The sequence below is a fragment of the Mycobacterium sp. 852014-52450_SCH5900713 genome, from assembly GCF_001667075.1.
Lineage (GTDB): Bacteria > Actinomycetota > Actinomycetes > Mycobacteriales > Mycobacteriaceae > Mycobacterium.
On record NZ_LZIL01000069.1, the window covers coordinates 156604 to 176965 of the forward strand.

The window sequence follows — 20362 nt, forward strand, 5'->3', positions numbered from 1 at the left end:
TCGATCTGGCAGTGGTTTGCGGGCAGCGTCAGTGGCGATCGTTGTCAGCCATCGACGAAAGGAACATCAATGTCCGCCACCACCATTGACCGCACGGGCACCCGGGACGGCCTGCTTCGCCTCGCCATGCGCGCCGACGCCGCCATCAGCGGCCTGGTCGGCCTGGCCGGTATCCCGCTGGTCGGCCGGCTCGCCGAGCTTTCGGGCACCACGAAGGCGTTCGAATACACCATGGCCGCGTTCTTGATCGGCTACGGCGTGCTCGTGTTCGGGCTCGCCAGCATGCGATCGGTGCTGCGCGCCGGTATGGGCGTCATCATCGCCAATGTGGCCTACACGGTGGCCGCCGTAGTTCTGGTGCTCGCGGATGTCTTCCCGCTGACCTCGGCCGGCATCGCGTTGAATCTGGCGGCGGGCGCCTACACGCTGGTGTTCGCGGAGTTGCAGTACCAGGGCTGGCGCCGCGCGCGGGCGTGAGCGGACGCTCGGGGCCGGTCCAATGATCCCGGGCGGGCCCCGAGCGGTCTACTCCTCGGGTATTTGCCGTTCGATCTCGTCGAGCCAGATGCGCGCGGACATGTCCGACGGGGCACGCCAATCACCGCGCGGTGACAGCGCACCACCGTGCGACACCTTGGGGCCGTTGGGCAATGCCGAGCGCTTGAACTGGCTGAACGAGTAGAACCGCTGCACGAAGATTCCGAGCCAATGCCGAATTTCCTTGAGCGAGTAAACCGGTCGCTTGTCGGCGGGGAATCCCGGCGGCCAGTTCCCACGCTCGGGGTCGCTCCACGCGTGCCATGCCAGGAACGCGATCTTCGACGGCCGGAACCCGTAGCGCAGCACGTGGAATAGCGAGAAATCCTGCAGGGCATACGGTCCGACCTTGTCCTCGCTGCTCTGCAGCTCTTCCTCTTCGCCTTTCGGTACGAGCTCCGGGGAGATCTCGGTGTCCAGCACCGACTCCAGCACGTCGGTGACGTCGGACTCGAACTGGCCGGACGAGATGACCCACCGGATCAGGTGCTGGATGAGCGTCTTGGGGACACCGCCATTGACGTTGTAGTGCGACATCTGGTCGCCCACCCCGTAGGTCGACCAGCCCAGCCCGATTTCGGAGAGGTCGCCGGTGCCGAGCACGATGCCGCCGCGCTGGTTGGCCAGCCGGAACAGGTAGTCGGTGCGCAGGCCCGCCTGCACGTTCTCGAAGGTGACGTCGTAAACCTTCTCCCCGCGCCCGAACGGATGGTCGATCTCCTTGAACATCACCATTGCGGTCTCGGTGATGTCGATTTCGGAGAAGGTGACCCCGAGTGCCCGGCACAGCTCGATCGCGTTGCGCTTGGTGCGATCGCCCGTCGCGAACCCGGGCAGCGTGAACGCCAAAATGTCGCTGCGCGGCCGTTCCTCGCGGTCCATCGCCCGTGCGGCGACGATCAACGCGTGCGTCGAGTCCAGGCCACCGGAAATCCCGATGACGATCTTCGGATAGTTCAGCGCGCGCAGCCGCTGCTCCAGCCCGGACACCTGGATGTTGTAGGCCTCGTAGCAATCCTGTTCCAGGCGTTGCGGATCGGCGGGAACGAAGGGGAAACGCTCGATGTCGCGGTGCAATCCGATATCGCCGTCGGGCGGGTCCAGCCGGAAGTCGATGCGCCGGAACGAGTCGGCCGACCCGCGGTGGTGGCGCCGGTTGTCGTCGAATGTCCCCATGCGCAGCCGTTCCGAACGCAGCAGGTCGATGTCGACGTCGGCGACGCTGCGTCGCTCCCCTTTCGGGAAGCGCTCCGATGAGGCCAGCAGCTCACCGTTCTCCCACACCATGGTCTGACCGTCCCAGGCCAGATCGGTGGTCGACTCGCCCTCGCCCGCGGCGGCGTACACATAGGCGGCCAGGCACCGCGCCGACGCCGAACGGGCCAACAGGCAGCGGTCCTCTGCGCGGCCGATTGTGATCGGGCTGCCGGACAGGTTCGCCAGCACCGTCGCGCCCGCCAGCGCCGCTTCCGCGCTGGGCGGAATCGGCACGAACATGTCCTCGCAGATTTCCACGTGCAGCACGAAATCGGACACATCGGACGAGGCGAACAGCAGGTCCGGGCCGAAGGGAACGTCGGCGTCACAGATCCGGATGGTGCCGCGCTCGTCATCTCCAGCCGCGAGCTGGCGGCGCTCGTAGAACTCCCGGTAGGTGGGCAGGTACGACTTCGGCACCACCCCGAGCACCTTGCCCCGATGGATGACCACCGCGGTGTTGTAGATGCGCTGGCGGTACCGCAGTGGGGCACCGACAACAAGAACCGGCAGCAGATCGGTCGAGGACCCGACGATGCTCTCGATGGCGGCCGCGACGTCGTCGAGCAACAGGTCCTGCATCACGATGTCCTCGATGGAGTACCCGGACAACGTCAGCTCCGGGAACACCGCCAGCGCGACGCCGTCGTCGTGACAAGCCTGCGCCAACCGCAACACCGACTCCGCGTTGGCCGCCGGATCGCCGAGCGTGGTGTGATGCGTGCACGCGGCGACCCGGACAAAGCCCTGGCTGTAAGCGTTGTAAAAGTCCATCGCCCTTCCATTGTCGCCTGACCTGTGTCAACCCGCGGCCGCCGGGTATCCCCTCCATCATGAGCGATACTGCCGTCGTCGTGGTCGACATGATGAACACCTATCAGCATCCCGATGCTGAAGAACTAATACCCAATGTCGCCAGCATCATCGACCCCCTGGCCGATTTGGTCCGGCGCGCACGCGAATCCGACGACGTGGACCTGGTCTACGTCAACGACAACTACGGCGATTTCGCGGCCCAGTTCTCCGACATCGTCAGCTCCGCGCTCGACGGCGCGCGCCCCGATCTGGTGAAGCCGATCGTGCCGGCCGGGGACTGTCGAGTGATGACCAAGGTCCGGCACAGCGCCTTCTATGCGACCGCGCTGGCCTACCTGCTGAACCGCCTGGAGACCAAGCGGTTGGTCATCGCCGGACAGGTCACCGAGCAGTGCATCCTCTACACCGCGCTCGACGCCTACGTGCGCCACTTTACCGTCGTGATTCCGACCGACGCGGTCGCCGGCATCGACGCCAGGCCCGCCGCGGCGGCGCTGAAGATGATGGAGAAGAACATGTCCGCGGAGCTCACCACCGCCGCGGAGTGCCTCGGTTAACCACCCCGTGGCCGTACGCTGGACGGGGTGACCACCCCCCGCGCAGAATCGCCGGAGTTGGTCGCGTTGCTGGCCGGCCGCCGGATGGCGGTGCTGACGGGGGCGGGCCTGTCCACCGACTCCGGCATTCCCGACTACCGGGGGCCTGATTCCCCGCCCAGCAATCCCATGACGATCCGCCAGTTCACCTCGGATCCGGTGTTCCGGCAGCGGTACTGGGCGCGCAACCACGTCGGCTGGCGGCACATGGATGACACCATGCCCAACGCCGGTCACCGGGCGTTGGCCGCGCTCGAGCGCGCTTCGGTGGTGACCGGGGTGATCACCCAGAACGTCGACCTGCTGCACACCAAGGCCGGCAGCGAGAACGTCGTCAATCTCCACGGCACTTACGCGCGGGTGGTCTGCCTGGACTGCGGATACACCATGAGCCGCGCCGCGCTGGCCGAACAACTGGAAGCGCTCAACCCGGGATTCGTCGAGCGCGCCGAAGCGGTCGGCGGCCTCGCGGTGGCCCCCGACGCCGACGCCGTCGTCGCCGATACCACGTCATTCCGCTATCTGGACTGCCCGCGCTGTGGCGGAATGCTCAAGCCGGACATCGTCTACTTCGGCGAAAGTGTCGCCAAAGAGGTTGTCGACCAAGCATATTCACTGGTAGACGAGGCCGATGCACTGCTGGTCGCCGGCTCGTCGCTGACTGTGTTCTCTGGCTACCGCTTCGTGCGTCACGCCGCCGCGCTGGGCAGGCCCATCGCCATCATCAACCGGGGCCGCACCCGCGGGGATGACCTGGCCAACGTCAAGGTCGACGGCGGCTGCTCGGAGCTGCTGACGCTGCTGGCTGACGAGTTATCGCCGATAGCAGCGGGTTAGAACGTGCACGGCATGCTGCGCACGGCGTGAATGAAGTTGCCCGCAACGTAGGTGGGCTCACCCGCCTCAATGTCGGGCAGCTGCCGCAACAATTCGCCGAAGATGGCCCGCAGCTGCGCCCGGGCCACATGCGCGCCGAGACAGAAGTGCACCCCGCCGCCGCCGAAGCCGACGTGCGGGTTGGGGTTGCGGCTCAGGTCGAAACGCTCCGGATGGTCGAAAGCCTCGGTGTCCCAGTTCCCGGACGGATAGAACATCACCACCTTCTCCCCCGCCCGGATGGTCTGGCCGCCCAGCTCGACATCCGTTGCCGCCGTGCGCCGGAAGGTCATCACCGGTGAGGCCCACCGGATGAACTCCTCGACCGCCATGGGAATCCGATTGTCGAAATCCTCGAGGAGCCAGGCGCGCTGATCGGGAAACTCCGTGAGCGCCTTCATCGCATGGCTGGTGGTCTGGCGGGTGGTGTCGTTGGCGGCCACGGCGAGCAGCACGAAGAACGCCGCCACGTCGGCGTCGGAAAGCCTGTCGCCGTCCACCTCCGCGTTCACCAGGCCGCTGAACAGGTCGTCGCCCGGCCGTTCGCGGCGGTCGGCGGCCAGCGCGCCGGCGACCTGGTGCAGATACATCTGATTCTCGACCAGGACCTCCAGCGGATTGCGCCCGTCGAGGTAAACGGGGTCGGCCCACGACACCAGCGCATCGGCGGCCCGCGCCACGGGCTCGCGCTCGGATTCTTCGATCCCCACCATGTCCGAGAGTGTGCGGATGGGCAGCTGCTTGGAACACTGCTCGACGAAATCGACGCCGCTGCCGGCGGCCCGGAGTTCTTCGACGATGGTCTTGGCGTTCGCCTTGATCGAGTCCTCGATGCGGCGGACCTGCCGCGGGGTGAACGCCGCGCTGACCAGCTTGCGCAGCTTGGTGTGCCGCGGTGGGTCCATCGCCAGGAAGGATTGCGACGCCTCGAGCAGTTCCACGGGAACGTTCTCGAAGATCACGCCTTTGCCGGACAGGAACACCTCGTTGTTGCGGCTGACCGAGACGATGTCCGCGCGCCGGGTTAGCGCCCAGTAGCCGGGATCGTCGGGATCGGACATCAGGGCGTCTTCGACCGGGGGGTGCCAGCTCACCGGGCGTTCGGCCCGCAGCACCGCGAATGAACGCTCGCGATCGGCCGCGGTGGTCGACCAAAACGCCCGCGAGGACAGGTCGATGGGGTCGTAGGCACGCCCGGGTTTCCCGGTCCCCGACATCCCGGTCATCAAGGTCATTGGTGATCCCTCCGTTGCGTATGACGCCGGTCACAGACTCGCTTGCGACACTATTCCTAGACAGAGTGTCTAGTCAATACGTCAAACCGCGTTCTATGCTGGGAAGATGCCATCGGTCACCCGGAAGCCGCAGGCCAACCGCGAACAGGAACGTCAGCAGCGGCGAAAGCACATCGAGCGCCGGCTGCTGGACGCCACCGAGCGGCTGATGCGCGACGGCGCCAGTTTCACCGAGCTCAGCGTGGACCGGCTGTCTGGCGCGGCCGGCATTTCCCGCGCGAGCTTCTACATCTACTTCGAGGACAAAGGGCACCTGCTGCGCCGACTGGCCAACCAGGTGTTCTCCGACCTCGCCGACAGCGCGGATCGCTGGTGGAGCGTGGCCGGGCGGCACGATCCGGGCGACGTCCGCGCCGCGATGGACGGCATCATCGCCAGCTATCGGCGGCACCAACCGGTGCTGGTCGCGCTCAACGAGATGGCCGGCTATGACCCGCTGGTCGCGGCGACCTACCGCAATCTGTTGACCGCGGTCACCGGGCGGATGACCCGGGTCATCGAGGAGGGGCAGGCCGATGGCTCGATCCGGCCGGAATTGCCGGCGGCCACCACTGCCAACGCGCTGACCTGGATGGTCGAGCGGGCCTGTCAGCAGAACCTCCCGCTGAACCCGCACGACTACGACGCGGAACTGGCCGCCACGTTGACCGAGATCGTTTGGGGTGCACTGTATCTCACGGCCACGTCGGTGCGCTGATGCGCAGGCGACTTCGGTGGCCGTCTGTGACGGAGCCGACATAGTTAGCACAATAACTATTGGCGTACCATGTAAATATGGCGCCGCTGACCGCACCGGAGATCGACCCGCTCTCCCTCGAACAGCAGGTTTGCTTTGCGCTGAGCGTGACCAACCGCGCCGTTTTGGCGGTGTACCGGCCGCTGCTGGAGCCGTTGGGGCTGACCCACCCGCAGTACCTGGTGATGCTGACGCTCTGGGATCACCAGCGGGCAGCAAGGGGACAGCGAAACGCGCTGTCGGTCAAGGAGATCGCGGCCACGCTGCAGATGGATCCGGCCACGCTGTCGCCGATGCTCAAGCGCCTGGAGGCGCTCGGCCTCGTCACCCGTACGCGAAGCACCGTCGACGAGCGCTCCACTGATGTCAAACTCACCGACAGCGGCACAGCCTTGCGGCGCCGTGCGCTGAAGATTCCACCCGCCGTGGTCGCGCGTCTGGGCGTCGACATCGCCGAACTTCAGCACCTGCACCAGGTGCTGACCCGCATCAACGCGGCCGCCTTGGCAGCGGGCGCCTTGCAGTCCTGAACCCGCCGCCCAAAGGAGTCACTGTGACCGATCCCAAGACCCGCACCAAACCCAGCTTCTGGCAGCACATCGCCTACTCGTACGGTCGGTGCCTGCCCAGCTCGATGCGCGACTGGGTCGCCAACGATCTGGCGGGCAAGGGAGCCGTGCGCCGGCACATGATCCGCTGGGCCATCCCACCGCTGTTGGTTCTCGCGCCCTTCTGGCTGCTGCCCGCTTCGCTGTACGTGCACACCGAGATGACGGTGCCCCTCTACACCTGGGCCCTGCTGATCTCGCTTGCGTTGAACAAGGTCTGGCGTCGGCACCGGCTGGCGCAGCACGGGCTGAACCCGAACCTGGTCGACGTGCTCAAGAACAAGAAGCAAGCGAGGATGCATGAGGACTACGCCCTGCGTTACGGGCCGCGTCCCGAATCAGCGGCGTGGCAGGACAACAGCAACCCCTTCAGCTAGCCGCCTTAAACCGCCACCAGGTCGTCGGCATGCACCGCGGGCCTGCGCAACTCCCCCGGCAACTCGGAGGTCGACCGGCCGATCATGCTCGCGAGCTCGGTCGCGTCGTAGGCCACCACGCCACGGGCCACCATGGCCGCATCCGGGCCGCGCAGTTCGACGACGTCTCCGGCGTAGAACCGGCCCGACACCGCGGTGATGCCGGCGGCCAGCAACGAGCGACGCTGGGACACCACCGCACGCACCGCGCCCTCGTCCAGGGTCAGCGCGCCCGCCGCCTCGGCTGCATACCGCACCCAGAACCGGCGGGCCGACATCCGAACGGGCCGGGCGGCAAACACCGTGCCGACCGAGGCATCGGTCAGGGCGGTCGCGGCGTCGGCTGCGGCGGCCAGCAGGACCGGTACTCCCGCGTCGGCGGCCAGCGATGCCGACGACATCTTGGACACCATCCCCCCGGTACCGAGGTCGCTGCCCGGCCCGGCAACCACACCGGTCAGGTCCGCCGCGCCAGAGACTTCCGCAATGAAGCGGGCGCCCTGGGTTTTTCGGGGATCGGAGTCGTACAGACCGTCGATGTCGGAGAGCAGCACCAGGGCCTCGGCTCCGACCAGGTGAGCCACCAGCGCCGAAAGCCGATCGTTGTCGCCGAACCGAATCTCGTTGGTGGCCACCGTGTCGTTCTCGTTGACGATCGCCACCGCGTGCAGGGCCCGCAGCCGGTCCAGGGTGCGCTGGGCGTTCGTGTGCTGGGCCCGCATGGAGATATCGTGCGCGGTCAGCAGCACCTGCCCCACCGTGCGGTCATACCGCGCGAAGGCCGCACTCCACGCGTTCACCAGCGCGACCTGCCCGACGCTGGCCGCGGCCTGCTTGGTCGCCAAATCCTTGGGGCGACGGTTTAACCCGAGCGGTTCGATGCCGGCGGCGATCGCGCCCGAAGAGACGATGACGACGTCGGTGCCCGCCTTCATGCGCGTTTCGATGGCGTCGGCCAGCCCGGCCAGCCGACCCGCGTCGAACACCCCCGACGGTGTGGTCAGCGCGTTGGTCCCGACCTTGACCACCAGGCTGCGCGCGGTCCGGATGGCTTCACGGTGCGTGCTCACGACTCGTCACCGCGTTCGCGCCGCTGACGGCGGGCGGCCTTGCGCTCCGCGGCCCCGGTGCGTTCGCTGCGTTCCAGCCGCACATCGGTGCCTCTCCCAGACATCGCAACCTGTTGTCCCGCAGGCGTTTGCGGCTCCCAGTCGAATGTCATGTCCCCGATGGTCACGGCGCACCCGGGTTGCGCGCCCAGCCGCAGCAGTTCATCCTCGACACCCAACCGGGCCAGGCGGTCGGCGAGGTAGCCCACGGCTTCGTCATTGTCGAAGTTGGTCTGCCGGACCCAACGCTGGGGCCGCGCGCCCGTGACCACGAAGCCGCCCTCGCCGTCCGGCTCGACGGTGAAGCCGCTATCGTCGACGGGAACCGGCCGGATGACCGGCCGACGCGGCACCACCTGCGGGCGGGCGGCGTTGTATTCCGAGATCATCCGCCACAGCCCGAAGACCAACGGCTGCAGGCCTTCCCGCGATACCGTCGACACGAGGAACACCGGCCAGCCGCGTTCGGCGATGTCGTCGCGGACGAATTCGGCGAGTTCCCGCGCCTCGGGCACGTCGATCTTGTTGAGCACCACCGCCCGTGGCCGCTCGGCGAGATCGCCCAGGACCGAATCACCTTGCAGGGTGGGCGTATACGCGGCGAGTTCGGCTTCCAGCGCGTCGATGTCGGACATCGGGTCGCGGCCCGGCTCGGCGGTGGCGCAGTCGACGACGTGCACCAGCACCGCGCAGCGCTCGATGTGCCGAAGGAAATCCAGGCCCAGGCCACGGCCCTGCGCTGCGCCGGGAATCAGGCCCGGCACATCGGCGACGGTGAAGGTGTGCTCGCCCGCCGACACCACACCGAGGTTGGGCACCAGCGTCGTGAACGGGTAGTCCGCGATCTTCGGTTTGGCCGCCGAGATCGCCGACACCAGTGACGATTTCCCGGCCGAGGGAAAACCGATGAGGCCGGCATCGGCGACGGTCTTGAGCTCGAGCGTCAGGTCCCGGGCTTCGCCCTGCTCACCGAGCAGCGCGAAACCGGGGGCCTTGCGGGCCCGCGACGCGAGTGCGGCGTTGCCCAGGCCGCCACGGCCACCGGCCGCGGCTTCGAAGCGGGTGCCCGCACCCACCAGATCTGCCAGCAGCCGGCCGTTTTCGTCCAAGACCACGGTGCCGTCGGGAACCTTGACTTCCAAGTCCGCGCCGGCCGCACCGTCGCGGTTGTTGCCCATCCCCTGTTTGCCCGACGGCGCGGTGACGTGCGGATGGAAGTGGAAGTCCAGCAAGGTGTGGACCTGCGGGTCGACGACGAACACGATGCTGCCGCCGCGGCCGCCATTGCCGCCGTCGGGGCCGCCCAGCGGCTTGAATTTCTCGCGATGGACCGACGCGCAGCCGTTACCGCCGGAACCCGCGCGCGCGTGGATGACGACCCGATCGACAAATCGAGGCATCGAATACCAGCCCTTCGAATGTCACGCCAGGGCGAATACCTCGCGAAGCCGCCGAAACGTTCCCCGCACGGGGGCGGTGCCCCCGGCTCGTGAGGCCTAGACCTGGGGCGTGATGCTGACGGTTTTGCGGCCGCGCTTGATGCCGAACTCGACGGCTCCGGCGGCCTTGGCGAACAACGTGTCGTCACCGCCACGCCCGACGTTCAGGCCGGGGTGGAACTTGGTGCCACGCTGGCGAACGATGATCTCGCCCGCCTTGACGATCTGGCCGCCGAACCGCTTCACGCCGAGCCGCTGAGCGGCGGAATCCCGGCCGTTGCGCGAGCTGGAAGCGCCCTTCTTGTGTGCCATGTCTGTCGCCTCCCGCTACTTGATTCCGGTGACCTTCAGGACCGTCAGCTGCTGACGGTGCCCCTGACGCTTGTGGTAGCCGGTCTTGTTCCTGAACTTGTGGATACGGATCTTCGGGCCCTTGGTGTGCTCGAGCACCTCGCCGGTCACCGCCACCTTCGCCAGCGCGGCGGCGTCGGTGGTCACCTTCGCGCCGTCCACGACCAGGGTGACGGGGAGCGACACGTTCGCGCCCGGGTCGGAGTCGAGCTTCTCGACCTTGACCACGTCCCCGACGGCGACCTTGTACTGCTTGCCGCCCGTCTTGACGATTGCGTAGGTCGCCATCGTTGCTCCTGCCTTCTTTCCTGTGCTCAGCCGCTCTTCGGCTCTTCGCGCGCGAGCCACCGGCGGTGCGCTCGGACAAAGCTAAGTGGGTCTGGGTTGCGGGTCTGCGCCGGCTGCCCGGGAGTCCCGCTGTCGCCGGCCAAAGTCCACCCGGCCTGACGACAACTGTCCTAGGGTACTTGACCAGCGGCTACAGGGTCAAACTGGTCCAGATCAGTCCGCGTGGATGGGCGGGCCCGCCGGTCTGCCTGCCGCGCGGCGCCGCCGCAGACGTTCGAAGCCCGGTCCGCCGTTGACGGACCCGTCGGAATCCTCGTCGGAATCGGAGTCATCGGAGTCGGAGTCGTCCTCGACGTCCAGGTCGTCGTCGTCCATCTCGAGGTCCTCGTCGTCCTCGCCGAGGTCGTCCTCGTCGTCGAGATCCTCGTCGTCGTCGTCGTCGAGATCGTCCTCAGAGTCGTCGGTGTCTTCGTCGGTGTCTTCGAAGTCCTCTTGGTCGGTGTCCTCCACGTCGGCCACGCCCCGCTGCTTGCGCTCGTCGAGCTCGTCGGTCGCTTCCTCGGCGGACTCGTCTGACTCGTCGTCGTCACGGTCGGCCTGCGCGGACCCGCCGGCGGCCATCGCCTTGAACATCGGGTGCTCGCCGGGAGCATGAGCCGGCACCTTGGCCACCACCGGCTCCTCGGTCCCTTTCTTCTTGGAGCGCCTGCCGCGGCGACCACCGGACTCCGACTTGCGTCCGTTCGAGGGGGCCGAATCCACCGGGTCGGTGTGCAGCACGATCCCCCGGCCGCCGCAGTGGGTGCACGACGTCGAGAAGGCCTCGATCAGCCCGGTACCCAACCGCTTGCGGGTCAGCTGGACCAGACCCAGCGACGTCACCTCGGACACCTGATGGCGGGTGCGGTCGCGCGCCAGCGCCTCGGTGAGCCGCCGCAACACCAAGTCGCGGTTGGACTCGAGGACCATGTCGATGAAGTCGATGACCACGATGCCGCCGATGTCACGCAGCCGGAGTTGGCGGACGATCTCCTCGGCCGCCTCCAGGTTGTTCTTGGTGACCGTCTGCTCGAGGTTGCCGCCGGACCCGGTGAACTTGCCGGTGTTGACATCGACCACCGTCATGGCCTCGGTCCGGTCGATCACCAGCGTGCCGCCCGAGGGCAGCCAGACCTTGCGCTCCATCGCCTTGGCGAGTTGCTCGTCGATGCGATGCACCGCGAAGACGTCGGGCCCCGGCTGACCGTCGGCGCCGCTGGGCGGTTCGTACTTGTTCAGCTTCGAAACCAGGTCGGGCGCAACGGAATTCACATAGTCGGTGATCGTCGTCCACGCCTCGTCGCCGGAGACGATGAGGCCGGCGAAGTCCTCGTTGAACAGGTCACGGATGACCTTGACCAGCACGTCGGGCTCTTCATAGAGCGCGACGGCCGCGCCGGCGGCCTTCTCGGTGATCTCGCCCGCCTTGGCCTCGATTTGCTTCCAGCGCTCCTGCAGCCGGGTGACGTCGTTGCGGATGTCGTCTTCTTTGACACCCTCGGATGCGGTGCGGATGATCACCCCGGCATCGGACGGCACCACTTCGCGCAGGATTTCTTTCAGCCGCTGCCGTTCGGTATCCGGCAGCTTGCGGCTGATCCCGGTCGACGACGCGCCCGGCACGTAGACCAGGTAGCGGCCGGCCAGCGATACCTGGGTGGTCAGCCGGGCGCCCTTGTGCCCGACTGGGTCCTTGCTCACCTGGACCACGACGTAATCGCCCGGTTTGAGCGCCTGTTCGATCTTGCGGTCGGACCCGCCCAGGCCGGCGGCTTCCCAGTTGACCTCGCCGGCGTAGAGCACGCCGTTGCGGCCGCGGCCGATGTCGACGAACGCCGCCTCCATCGACGGCAGGACGTTCTGCACGATCCCGAGGTAGATGTTGCCCACCAGCGAGGCGGACGCGGCCGAGGTCACGAAGTGCTCGACCACGATGCCGTCCTCGAGCACGGCGATCTGGGTGTAGCGCGCCCCCTGATGCGGCGGCTCGGTGCGGACCCTGTCGCGCACGACCATGATTCGTTCGACGGCCTCGCGACGCGCCAGGAACTCCGCTTCGCTCAGTACCGGCGGACGACGCCGTCCGGCGTCGCGGCCGTCACGGCGCCGTTGGCGCTTGGCCTCCAGCCGGGTGGAGCCGTCGATGCCCTTGATCTCGGCGTTTGACGAGCCATTTCCGCCATTGCCGCCGTTCTTCCCGCTGCGGGGCGGCCGCTCGTGCACCACCGTGTTGGGCGGGTCGTCGGAAGATGCGTTTTCATCACCGTCGTCGCCCGAGCCCGACTTGCGTCGCCGGCGCCTGCGGCGGCGGCGGTTGCCGCCCTCCGCCGAACCGTCATCGCCGGTGTCGGAGTCATCGGAGTCGTCGTCTTCGCCGTCGTCGTCCTCGGCGTCGGAGGAGTCGCCCTCTCCCGCCTTCTGGCCCCGTTGTTGCGGCTCGTCGTCGTCGCCCGAGTCGTTCTGGTTGTCGGGTCCGCCCTGCTCACCCCGGCCGCGGCCGCGCCCGCGTCGGCCCCGTCGGCGCCGCCGGTTGGCCGGTCGATCGGCCTGCTCGTCGTCTTCGTCGTCGGCGTCGGAATCATCGGAGTCGGTGTCGTCGTCGGCGTTGCCGTCGTCTTCCTCCGCCTGTACCGGCTGCGGCGCGACGAACAGCGGCATGTAGTGCGGCCGCTCGACCGCCGTCTCGAGCATCAGCCGGGATTCGGGTTCCCCGGCCGCGGCGGCGTTCTCGCCGCCGGCTCCGGCGTCCGCGGCGCCCTCATCGGGCTGGGCAGCCAGCAGATCGCGTACCCGTACCGCGTCATCACGCTCCACGGTGGAGTGCGCGCTGCGTATCCGTCCGTCGAGGGCGCTGAGCGCATCCAGCACTCGCTTACTGGTCGTCCCCAGCGTTCGGGCGAGCGAATGGACTCTCAGGCGGTCCGGCAGTTCGTCGTGCCGAGTCGGCTCTTCGGATGACTCTGCGGATGGTGCACCGTCTACCACGTATTCTCCTCAAGCCCCCGGGCGCGTCCTTGCGACGCGGCCACGCGAGGGCTTCGCTATGGGCCCGGCTAACTTCCCCCGGGCTTGTGATGGTCTCGCCCCGAGCGGTTCGCGGGGAATGCACTCGGCGCCGTGCTGAATGATGGCCTGACATGCCGCGCACCAACGCCGGGGTGGCGATGATCGCGCTTGTCTAAGTCTTCATTCGGGTGTCCGAAGCCGGTCCGGCGACGTTCACCCTCCGTCAGTATCCCACATCACTCGGCGAGCCCCACCAACCCGTGAGCCAACGGGCCGTCAGCGGCGCGGCGCGGCCCCGTTAACCGGGGCGCTACGCGTCGGGAAACCAGAGCGCGATCTCGCGCTTTGCGGAGTCGGTCGAATCGGACCCATGCACGAGGTTGAACTGCGTCTCCAGCCCGAAATCGCCCCGGATCGTGCCGGGTGTGGCCTTCTCCACCGGGTCGGTTCCGCCCGCGAGCTGCCGAAACGCAGCGATCGCCCGCGGTCCCTCGACGATTGCCGCCACCACCGGACCCGAGGTGATGAACTCCAGCAGCGAGCCGAAAAACGGCTTGCCCTCGTGCTCGGCGTAATGCTCGGCGGCCAGGTCTTCGCTGACGCGCCGAAGCTCCAGCGCAGCGATGCTCAGGCCCTTCCGCTCGATGCGGCCGATGATTTCCCCGACCAGCTGCCGCTGGACGCCGTCTGGCTTGATCAGTACCAGGGTCCGTTCGGTCACGGCGCACAGCGTACAGAACCGGGCGGCGATCGGTCGGGCGGCGAGTGCGGCGGGGTCCTCTGGGGGCCGCCCCTACCGCTGGCGGCGTTGCACCTCGGCCCGGAAGTACGCGATCAGAGCCCACAATCCCGTGAACAGCACCCCGATGATCCCCACGCCGGGATACACCGCAAAGCCGGCAAGCAGGAGGACTTGGACACCCAGGTTCACCCAAATGGCCCAGGGTTTGCGCTGCACCCCGCCCAGCAGGATGAGCAGCGCGGCCACCCCGATCAGATAACCCAGCGACACCGGCCTCAGTCCACCGCCGACGGCGCTGACCACCGGAATCGCCAGCAGCACCACGATCGCTTCCAGGAGCAGCGTCGCGGCCATCACCGCGCCGAAGCTCTTCCAGGGGTCCGCCCGGTTCTGGTCGGTCATTCCGGATCCCGACCGAACAGGGTCCGCGCCGCCCCGGCGGTGACGACCGAGCCCGTGATGACGATTCCCGCGCCGGAGAAGGCTTCGGGTTCTCCGTCCACCGTCGCGTCGTCGACCAGGGCGGTCGCGGCGTCGATGGCGTCGCGCAGGTTCTCGGCGGAAAACACCCGATCGGGCCCGAACCGCTCCCCCGCCGCCAGCGCCAGCGACTCGACGTCCAGTGCCCGCGGCGACCCGTTGTGGGTCACGACGACGGCATCGAGGACCGGCTCGAGCGCCCCGAGGATGCCGTTCACGTCCTTGTCGGCCAGCACGCTGAGCACGCCGACCAGGTAGCGGAAGTCGAATTCGTCGCTCAGGGTCTGCGCCAGCGCGGCCGCACCGGCCGGGTTGTGGGCGGCGTCGATGAAAACGGTCGGCGCGCTGCGCATGCGTTCCAGCCGGCCGGGGCTGGTGACCGCGGCGAACCCGGCCCGCACCGCCTCGACGTCGAGTTGCCGCTGCGCCCCGGCGCCGAAGAACGCTTCCACCGCCGCGAGTGCGACCGCGGCGTTGTGCGCCTGGTGTTCGCCGTGTAGCGGAAGGTAGATGTCGGAATACACCCCGCCGAGGCCCTGCAGCCGCAGCACCTGCCCGCCGATCGCGACCCGACGCTCCAAAACCGCGAACTCCGAATCCTCGCGGGCCACCGCGGCGTCGGCCCGCACGGTCTGGGCCAGCAGCACTTCCATCGCTTCGGGCGCCTGGCGCGCGATGACGGCGACGGTGTCGGGTGCGCCGTCGGAAGCCTTCGTGATGATGCCGGCCTTCTCGGCGGCGATGCCGGCGAGGTCGTCACCGAGGTATTCGACGTGGTCGATGCCGACCGGGGTGATGACCGCCACCGGGGCGTTGATGACGTTGGTGGCGTCCCACCGCCCGCCCATGCCGACCTCGATGACCGCGACGTCGACGGGCGCGTCGGCGAACGCGGCGAACGCCATGGCGGTCAGCACCTCGAACTTGCTCATCGCCGGGCCGCCGGCGGCGTTCGATTGCGCGTCGATCATCTGCACGAAGGGCTCGATCTCTCGATACGTCGCGACGTACTGCGCCGGGGTGATCGGACGACCGTCGATCGCGATCCGCTCAACCGCCGACTGCAGGTGCGGGCTGGTGGTTCGCCCGGTACGACCGTGCAGCGCGGTGACCAGCGCGTCGACCATGCGCGCCACCGAGGTCTTGCCGTTGGTGCCCGCGATGTGGATCGAGGGATAGGCCAGTTGCGGTGAGCCCAGCAAGTCCATCAGCGCGCTGATCCGGGTCAGGCTCGGCTCGATCTTCGTCTCCGGCCAGCGTTGGTCCAGCAGGTGTTCGACCTGCAGGAGGGAGGCGATCTCGTCCGGCGTGGGAGCCAGGCTGGTGGCCTCGCCGGGCTCGGACCAGTCGGAGGGCTCGCTCACTGCAACCCGGCCAGCCGCGCGTTAATCCGGTCGGTCTCCTCCTGCGCCACGCGCTGGCGGTCGCGGATCTTGTCGACGACCTTCTGCGGGGCCTTGGCCAGAAAGTCTTCGTTGGCCAATTTGGCTGTGGTCGAGGCCAATTCCTTCTGCGCCGCGGCGAGGTCTTTCTCCAGGCGGCGGCGCTCGGCGGCGACATCGATGGTGCCCGAGGTGTCGAGCTCGACGACGACCGTGCTGTTCATGCCGGGACCGAGCCGCACCTCCAGCGACACCGACGGCTCGAACGCATCGCCCGGCGCGGTGAGCCAGGCCAGCGATGTCACCGCGGCCACCTGGGTGCTCAAATCGGCGCTGTCCATGCCGCCCAGCCGGGCCGGCACTTTCTGCCGATCGGCCAGGCCTTGATCGCTGCGGAACCGGCGGACCTCGGTGACCAGCCTTTGCATGTCGCTGATCCGTTGCAGGGCAACCGGATCCAGGTCGATACCCGACGACCCCGGCCAGTCGGCGATCACCAGCGACTCCTGGTTGGTCAGGGCTTGCCACAACGCCTCGGTGAGGAACGGGATGACCGGGTGCAGCAACCGCAGCAGCGTGTCCAGCACAGCGGCCAGCACCGCGGTGGTCTGTGCGTTCCCCTCGGCCAGCTGGGTTTTGGCCAATTCGACGTACCAGTCGCAGAATTCGTCCCACGCGAAGTGGTAGAGCGCCTCGCAGGCGCGGCTGAACTCATAACCGTCCAGGGCCGAATCGACCTCGGCGCGAACCTCTTCCAGCCGTCCCAGGATCCAGCGGTCGGCATCGGTCAGCTCGTCCCGCGCGGGCAACGGTGCGACGTGCGCACCATTTAGCAACGCGTAGCGGGTGGCGTTGAAGAGCTTGGTACAGAAATTCCGCGACGCCCGGACGGCGTCCTCGCCGACGGCCAGGTCGCCGCCGGGGCTGGCGCCGCGGGCCAGCGTGAACCTCAGCGCGTCCGCCCCGAACGTGTCCAGCCAGTCGAGTGGGTCGATGACGTTGCCCTTGGACTTGCTCATCTTGCGGCCGAATTCGTCACGGATCAGCCCATGCAGGAACACATCGGTGAACGGCACCTGTGGGCCGCGGCGACCGTCGAGCGTGATGGTGTCGTCGCCGCCGACGAAGGTGCCGAACATCATCATGCGGGCCACCCAGAAGAACAGGATGTCGTATCCGGTGACCAAGACGCTTGTCGGATAGAACTTTTCCAGCTCGGGGGTCTGCTCCGGCCAGCCCAGCGTGGAGAACGGCCACAGGGCCGAGGAGAACCAGGTGTCCAGCACGTCGGGGTCTTGCTCCCAGCCCTCCGGCGGTGTCTCGTCAGCGCCGACGCACACCTGCTCCCCGTTGGGCCCGTACCAGATCGGGATGCGATGGCCCCACCACAGCTGCCGCGAGATGCACCAGTCATGCATGTCGTCGACCCAGGCGAACCAGCGTGGCTCCAGGCTGGCGGGATGAATCACGGTGTCCCCGTTGCGAACCGCATCGCCGGCGGCTTTGGCCAGCGATTCCACGCGCACCCACCATTGCAGTGACAGCCGCGGCTCGATCGGCTCACCGCTGCGTTCAGAATGCCCGACGCTGTGCAGGTATGGACGCTTCTCCGCGACGACACGGCCTTCGGCGGCCAGCGCTTTGCGCACCGCGACCCGGGCCTCGAATCGGTCCATGCCGTCGAATTGCGTTCCGGTATCGGCGATCCGGCCCTTGGTGTCCATGATCGAGAGCATCGGCAGTTGGTGCCGCAGGCCGATTTCGAAGTCGTTCGGATCGTGGGCGGGCGTGACTTTGACCGCGCCAGTGCCGAATTCGGGGTCCACGTGTTCGTCGGCGACGATGAGGAGCTGCCGGTCGACGAAGGGGTGGGGCAGGGTTGTGCCGACCAGATGCCGGTACCGCTCGTCCTCGGGATGGACCGCGATGGCGGTGTCGCCGAGCATCGTCTCGACCCGCGTGGTCGCGACCACAATGTGGGGTTGCGAGTCGTCGAGGGAGCCGTAGCGGAACGACACCAGCTCACCCTCGACCTCTTCGTAGTTGACTTCGATATCGGAGAGCGCGGTTTCGAGCACGGGCGACCAATTGACCAGCCGCTTGGCGCGGTAGATCAAGCCGGCGTCGTAGAGCCGCTTGAAGATGGTGCGCACCGCCCGCGACAGGCCCTCGTCCATGGTGAACCGGTCGCGGCTCCAGGCCACCCCGTCGCCGAGCCGGCGCATCTGGCCGCTGATCGCACCCCCGGACTCGCGCTTCCAATCCCAGACCTTTTCGACGAACAGCTCGCGGCCGAAGTCCTCTTTGGTCTTGCCGTCGACCGCAAGCTGCTTTTCCACCACGCTCTGCGTCGCGATGCCGGCGTGGTCCATGCCCGGCTGCCACAGCACCTCATAGCCCTGCATCCGTTTGCGACGGGTCAGGGCGTCCATCATGGTGTGTTCCAGCGCGTGGCCCATGTGCAGGCTGCCGGTCACGTTCGGCGGCGGCAGCACGATCGAGTAGCCGGGTTTGGCACTCGTCGGGTCGGCCTCGAAGTAGCCCGCGTCGAGCCACTTCTGGTAGATCGCGCTTTCGGCGGCAGCGGGATCCCACGACTTGGGCAGGTCGGTGGCGGGGCTGCGGCTGGCGGTCACCCGTCAATTCTAGGGAGCGCCGTTAACCAGGATGTAAGTGCCCAAATCGCCGGTGAGTCAGCTCACTATGGCAGTCGGTCCACGTGCAGCGTCACACCCGCGGTTGGGAACCTGGCCAGCAGCGCGTCGCCCATGGTGGCCGCGGGAGTGAGGACGCCGCGCAGATCGGTGAGCTTGTCACGGTCGAATGCCAGCGCGAGGCCGCACTCGCCCAACAGCACAGAGGTCGCCTTGTAGCCGGGGTCTCCGCGCTGCTCCATGCGCGCCACGTATCGGGCGCCGCTGGTTGTGGTGGTGTAGGTCTCGACGCGGTAGTGACCGCGCTCGCGGACCGCCGCGCTGGGTCCGGTGCCTGGCTTCGGGATGACGCGTTCCACCAGGCGGCGAGGCAACAACTTGAAGTAGCGGCTGCCCAGCTCCATGCTCGCGTTGCCCACGCCGCTCAAGACGGCGGATCCCACCGGCGCCAGGGGCGATGACCCCAGGCTCATGCTCTCGGTGTAACGGAACCGCCGGCCGTAGGCCCAGTCCAGTAACGCGTTGCTGCGCCGGACGATTCGGGTGTTGGCCGGCGCCATCATGAATCCGCCGGTCCACAGGCCGGCCAGTTCGGGTGCGATGTCGCGACCACGACGCCACGGTAAATCGGGCTGGCGGCCTAACTCCGGTTCGGCGGCGCGATCGTTGCTCAGGGTGTAGGGGTCGGCCAGTTGGCGCCGGATATCGGGATCCCCGGAGGCGGCGTCGAGGACTTCCAGCAGCGAGGCGATGGTGCCGCCGGACAGTCCACCGGAGAGGGAGCGCACGACGAAATCGGTCTGGGCCAGCTCGCCCGCGCCGTCGTCGCGCGCCGCAAGGTACAGCGCATATACCGTGAGATCCGAGGGGACCGAATCGAATCCGCACGCGTGCACGATGCGGGCGCCGGTGTCAGCGGCCTGCTTGTGGTACTGGTCGATGCTGTTGCGGATGAACGGCGGTTCGCCGGTCAGGTCGGCGTAGTCGGTGCCCGCCGCGGCGCAGGCGGCCACCAGCGGCAGCCCGTAGCGGGTGTAGGGCCCGACCGTGGTGATCACGACCTGGGTGCGGGCCGCCATCGCGTTCAGCGTCGACGGCGACGATGCGTCGGCGGCGACCAGCGGCCAGGATTGCGCCGTTTCGCCCAGCGTGTCGCGGACGGCCCGCAGCCGCTCGGTTGACCTGCCGGCCAGCGCCACCCGCGTGCCCGGACCCGTTCGTGCCAGGTATTCGGCGGTCAACTTCCCGACGAAGCCGGTCGCCCCGTACAACACGATGTCGAATTCGCGCGGCGTTGCGGTCACCGGCCCGACGCTACCGGACCCGCCAATAAGTAATGCCGGGCCCAAAGCCCGGCATTACTTATTGGTGCGTTGGTCAGCCGCGACGCCCGCAGACCGGCCACGCGCCGATGCCCTGCGAGTGCAGCACGTTCTCGGCCACCCGGATCTGCTCCTCACGGCTGGCGCCGGAGGGGGAACCCGACCCGCCGTTGGCGTGCCAGGTGCTCGGGGTGAACTGCAGGCCGCCGGCGAAGCCGTTACCGGTGCTGATCGACCAGTTGCCGCCCGACTCGCACTGCGCGATGGCGTCCCAGTTCACGCTGTACGCGTGGACCGGAGGAGGCGGCGGGGCCTCCGGGCCCGGAGGCGGCGGCAGGTTCGGGTCGAAACCCGCGGGTGCCGGCGGCGGGGCGTCGGGTGCCATCGCCTCATCGATCTGGTAGTTGTAGAAC

19 protein-coding genes are annotated in these 20362 nt (G+C 67.9%); 6 read left to right on the plus strand and 13 right to left on the minus strand.

Annotation, left to right across the window (positions count from 1 at the left end):
- Positions 1-69 precede the first annotated feature (69 nt).
- On the plus strand, positions 70-477 hold the full coding sequence (locus A5773_RS21255; protein ID WP_066952735.1) for a hypothetical protein: 408 nt from the start codon (positions 70-72) through the stop codon (positions 475-477).
- 48 nt (positions 478-525) lie between these two features.
- Here A5773_RS21255 and A5773_RS21260 read toward each other — a convergent pair whose 3' ends face one another.
- Positions 526-2568 (minus strand): NAD(+) synthase, encoded by a 2043-nt coding sequence (locus A5773_RS21260; RefSeq protein ID WP_067261598.1) that lies wholly within the window; start codon positions 2566-2568, stop codon positions 526-528.
- Between the two features lie 59 nt (positions 2569-2627).
- Here A5773_RS21260 and A5773_RS21265 point away from each other — a divergent pair, with 59 nt between their 5' ends.
- Positions 2628-3167, plus strand: a complete 540-nt coding sequence (locus A5773_RS21265; protein WP_067792419.1) for a cysteine hydrolase family protein — start codon at positions 2628-2630, stop codon at positions 3165-3167.
- 27 nt (positions 3168-3194) lie between these two features.
- A complete protein-coding gene (locus tag A5773_RS21270) occupies positions 3195-4043 on the plus strand; it encodes an NAD-dependent deacetylase (RefSeq protein ID WP_066952729.1) in 849 nt (282 codons plus the stop codon).
- On the opposite strand, the gene A5773_RS21275 is transcribed toward A5773_RS21270, so the two are convergent.
- On the minus strand, positions 4040-5317 hold the full coding sequence (locus tag A5773_RS21275; RefSeq protein ID WP_067792421.1) for a cytochrome P450: 1278 nt from the start codon (positions 5315-5317) through the stop codon (positions 4040-4042). The two genes, A5773_RS21270 and A5773_RS21275, sit on opposite strands and share 4 nt — an antisense overlap.
- Positions 5318-5423: 106 nt before the next feature.
- On the opposite strand from A5773_RS21275, the gene A5773_RS21280 reads away from it, so the two are divergent.
- From A5773_RS21280 to A5773_RS21290, 3 genes are all read left to right on the plus strand, one after another.
- Complete coding sequence (locus A5773_RS21280; RefSeq protein ID WP_067792423.1) at positions 5424-6074, plus strand: TetR/AcrR family transcriptional regulator; 651 nt, start codon at positions 5424-5426, stop codon at positions 6072-6074.
- A 77-nt stretch (positions 6075-6151) separates the two neighbouring features.
- Positions 6152-6643, plus strand: a complete 492-nt coding sequence (locus A5773_RS21285) for a MarR family winged helix-turn-helix transcriptional regulator (RefSeq protein WP_067792426.1) — start codon at positions 6152-6154, stop codon at positions 6641-6643.
- 23 nt (positions 6644-6666) lie between these two features.
- Positions 6667-7098, plus strand: coding sequence for a DUF5313 domain-containing protein (locus tag A5773_RS21290; RefSeq protein WP_066952722.1), 432 nt, complete (start codon positions 6667-6669; stop codon positions 7096-7098).
- A gap of 5 nt (positions 7099-7103) precedes the next feature.
- On the opposite strand, the gene proB is transcribed toward A5773_RS21290, so the two are convergent.
- The 11 genes from proB to A5773_RS21345 form a co-directional block, all read right to left on the minus strand.
- The gene (proB, locus tag A5773_RS21295; RefSeq protein ID WP_066952720.1) at positions 7104-8207 is read right to left on the minus strand and encodes a glutamate 5-kinase; all 1104 of its coding nucleotides are present in this window, start codon (positions 8205-8207) and stop codon (positions 7104-7106) included.
- A complete protein-coding gene (gene obgE, locus A5773_RS21300; protein WP_066952719.1) occupies positions 8204-9646 on the minus strand; it encodes a GTPase ObgE in 1443 nt (480 codons plus the stop codon). The genes proB and obgE overlap by 4 nt, the downstream gene beginning before the upstream one ends.
- A 96-nt stretch (positions 9647-9742) precedes the next feature.
- The gene (gene rpmA, locus A5773_RS21305; RefSeq protein WP_046186480.1) at positions 9743-9997 is read right to left on the minus strand and encodes a 50S ribosomal protein L27; all 255 of its coding nucleotides are present in this window, start codon (positions 9995-9997) and stop codon (positions 9743-9745) included.
- A gap of 15 nt (positions 9998-10012) precedes the next feature.
- Positions 10013-10324 carry a 50S ribosomal protein L21 gene (gene rplU, locus A5773_RS21310; protein ID WP_007169506.1) on the minus strand — a complete coding sequence of 104 codons (312 nt, stop codon included), beginning with the start codon at positions 10322-10324 and terminating at the stop codon, positions 10013-10015.
- A 213-nt stretch (positions 10325-10537) separates the two neighbouring features.
- Positions 10538-13348 (minus strand): Rne/Rng family ribonuclease, encoded by a 2811-nt coding sequence (locus A5773_RS21315; protein WP_067792429.1) that lies wholly within the window; start codon positions 13346-13348, stop codon positions 10538-10540.
- A gap of 331 nt (positions 13349-13679) precedes the next feature.
- On the minus strand, positions 13680-14090 hold the full coding sequence (gene ndk / locus A5773_RS21320) for a nucleoside-diphosphate kinase (RefSeq protein ID WP_066952715.1): 411 nt from the start codon (positions 14088-14090) through the stop codon (positions 13680-13682).
- Positions 14091-14162: 72 nt separating this feature from the next.
- Entirely contained in the window at positions 14163-14513 is a 351-nt protein-coding gene (locus A5773_RS21325; RefSeq protein WP_067261586.1) for a DUF4233 domain-containing protein, read from the minus strand.
- The gene (locus tag A5773_RS21330; RefSeq protein ID WP_066952711.1) at positions 14510-15955 is read right to left on the minus strand and encodes a folylpolyglutamate synthase/dihydrofolate synthase family protein; all 1446 of its coding nucleotides are present in this window, start codon (positions 15953-15955) and stop codon (positions 14510-14512) included. The genes A5773_RS21325 and A5773_RS21330 overlap by 4 nt, the downstream gene beginning before the upstream one ends.
- Entirely contained in the window at positions 15952-18609 is a 2658-nt protein-coding gene (locus A5773_RS21335; RefSeq protein WP_067792432.1) for a valine--tRNA ligase, read from the minus strand. Before A5773_RS21335 ends, A5773_RS21330 begins: the two co-directional genes overlap by 4 nt.
- A 65-nt stretch (positions 18610-18674) precedes the next feature.
- Positions 18675-19931: a trans-acting enoyl reductase family protein gene (locus A5773_RS21340; RefSeq protein ID WP_067792435.1), complete on the minus strand. Its 1257-nt coding sequence runs from the start codon at positions 19929-19931 to the stop codon at positions 18675-18677.
- Between the two features lie 73 nt (positions 19932-20004).
- On the minus strand, positions 20005-20362 hold a 358-nt coding region (locus tag A5773_RS21345), incomplete at its 5' end, for a transglycosylase family protein (protein ID WP_197507901.1).

Coding starts and splice junctions, on each gene's coding strand:
- A5773_RS21255 (WP_066952735.1), top strand. CDS start 70: ATGTCCGCCACCACCATTGACCGCACGGGCACCCGGGACGGCCTGCTT.
- A5773_RS21260 (WP_067261598.1), bottom strand. CDS start 2,568: ATGGACTTTTACAACGCTTACAGCCAGGGCTTTGTCCGGGTCGCCGCG.
- rplU (WP_007169506.1), bottom strand. CDS start 10,324: ATGGCGACCTACGCAATCGTCAAGACGGGCGGCAAGCAGTACAAGGTC.
- A5773_RS21325 (WP_067261586.1), bottom strand. CDS start 14,513: ATGACCGACCAGAACCGGGCGGACCCCTGGAAGAGCTTCGGCGCGGTG.
- A5773_RS21280 (WP_067792423.1), top strand. CDS start 5,424: ATGCCATCGGTCACCCGGAAGCCGCAGGCCAACCGCGAACAGGAACGT.
- A5773_RS21285 (WP_067792426.1), top strand. CDS start 6,152: ATGGCGCCGCTGACCGCACCGGAGATCGACCCGCTCTCCCTCGAACAG.
- A5773_RS21275 (WP_067792421.1), bottom strand. CDS start 5,317: ATGACCTTGATGACCGGGATGTCGGGGACCGGGAAACCCGGGCGTGCC.
- A5773_RS21265 (WP_067792419.1), top strand. CDS start 2,628: ATGAGCGATACTGCCGTCGTCGTGGTCGACATGATGAACACCTATCAG.
- obgE (WP_066952719.1), bottom strand. CDS start 9,646: ATGCCTCGATTTGTCGATCGGGTCGTCATCCACGCGCGCGCGGGTTCC.
- rpmA (WP_046186480.1), bottom strand. CDS start 9,997: ATGGCACACAAGAAGGGCGCTTCCAGCTCGCGCAACGGCCGGGATTCC.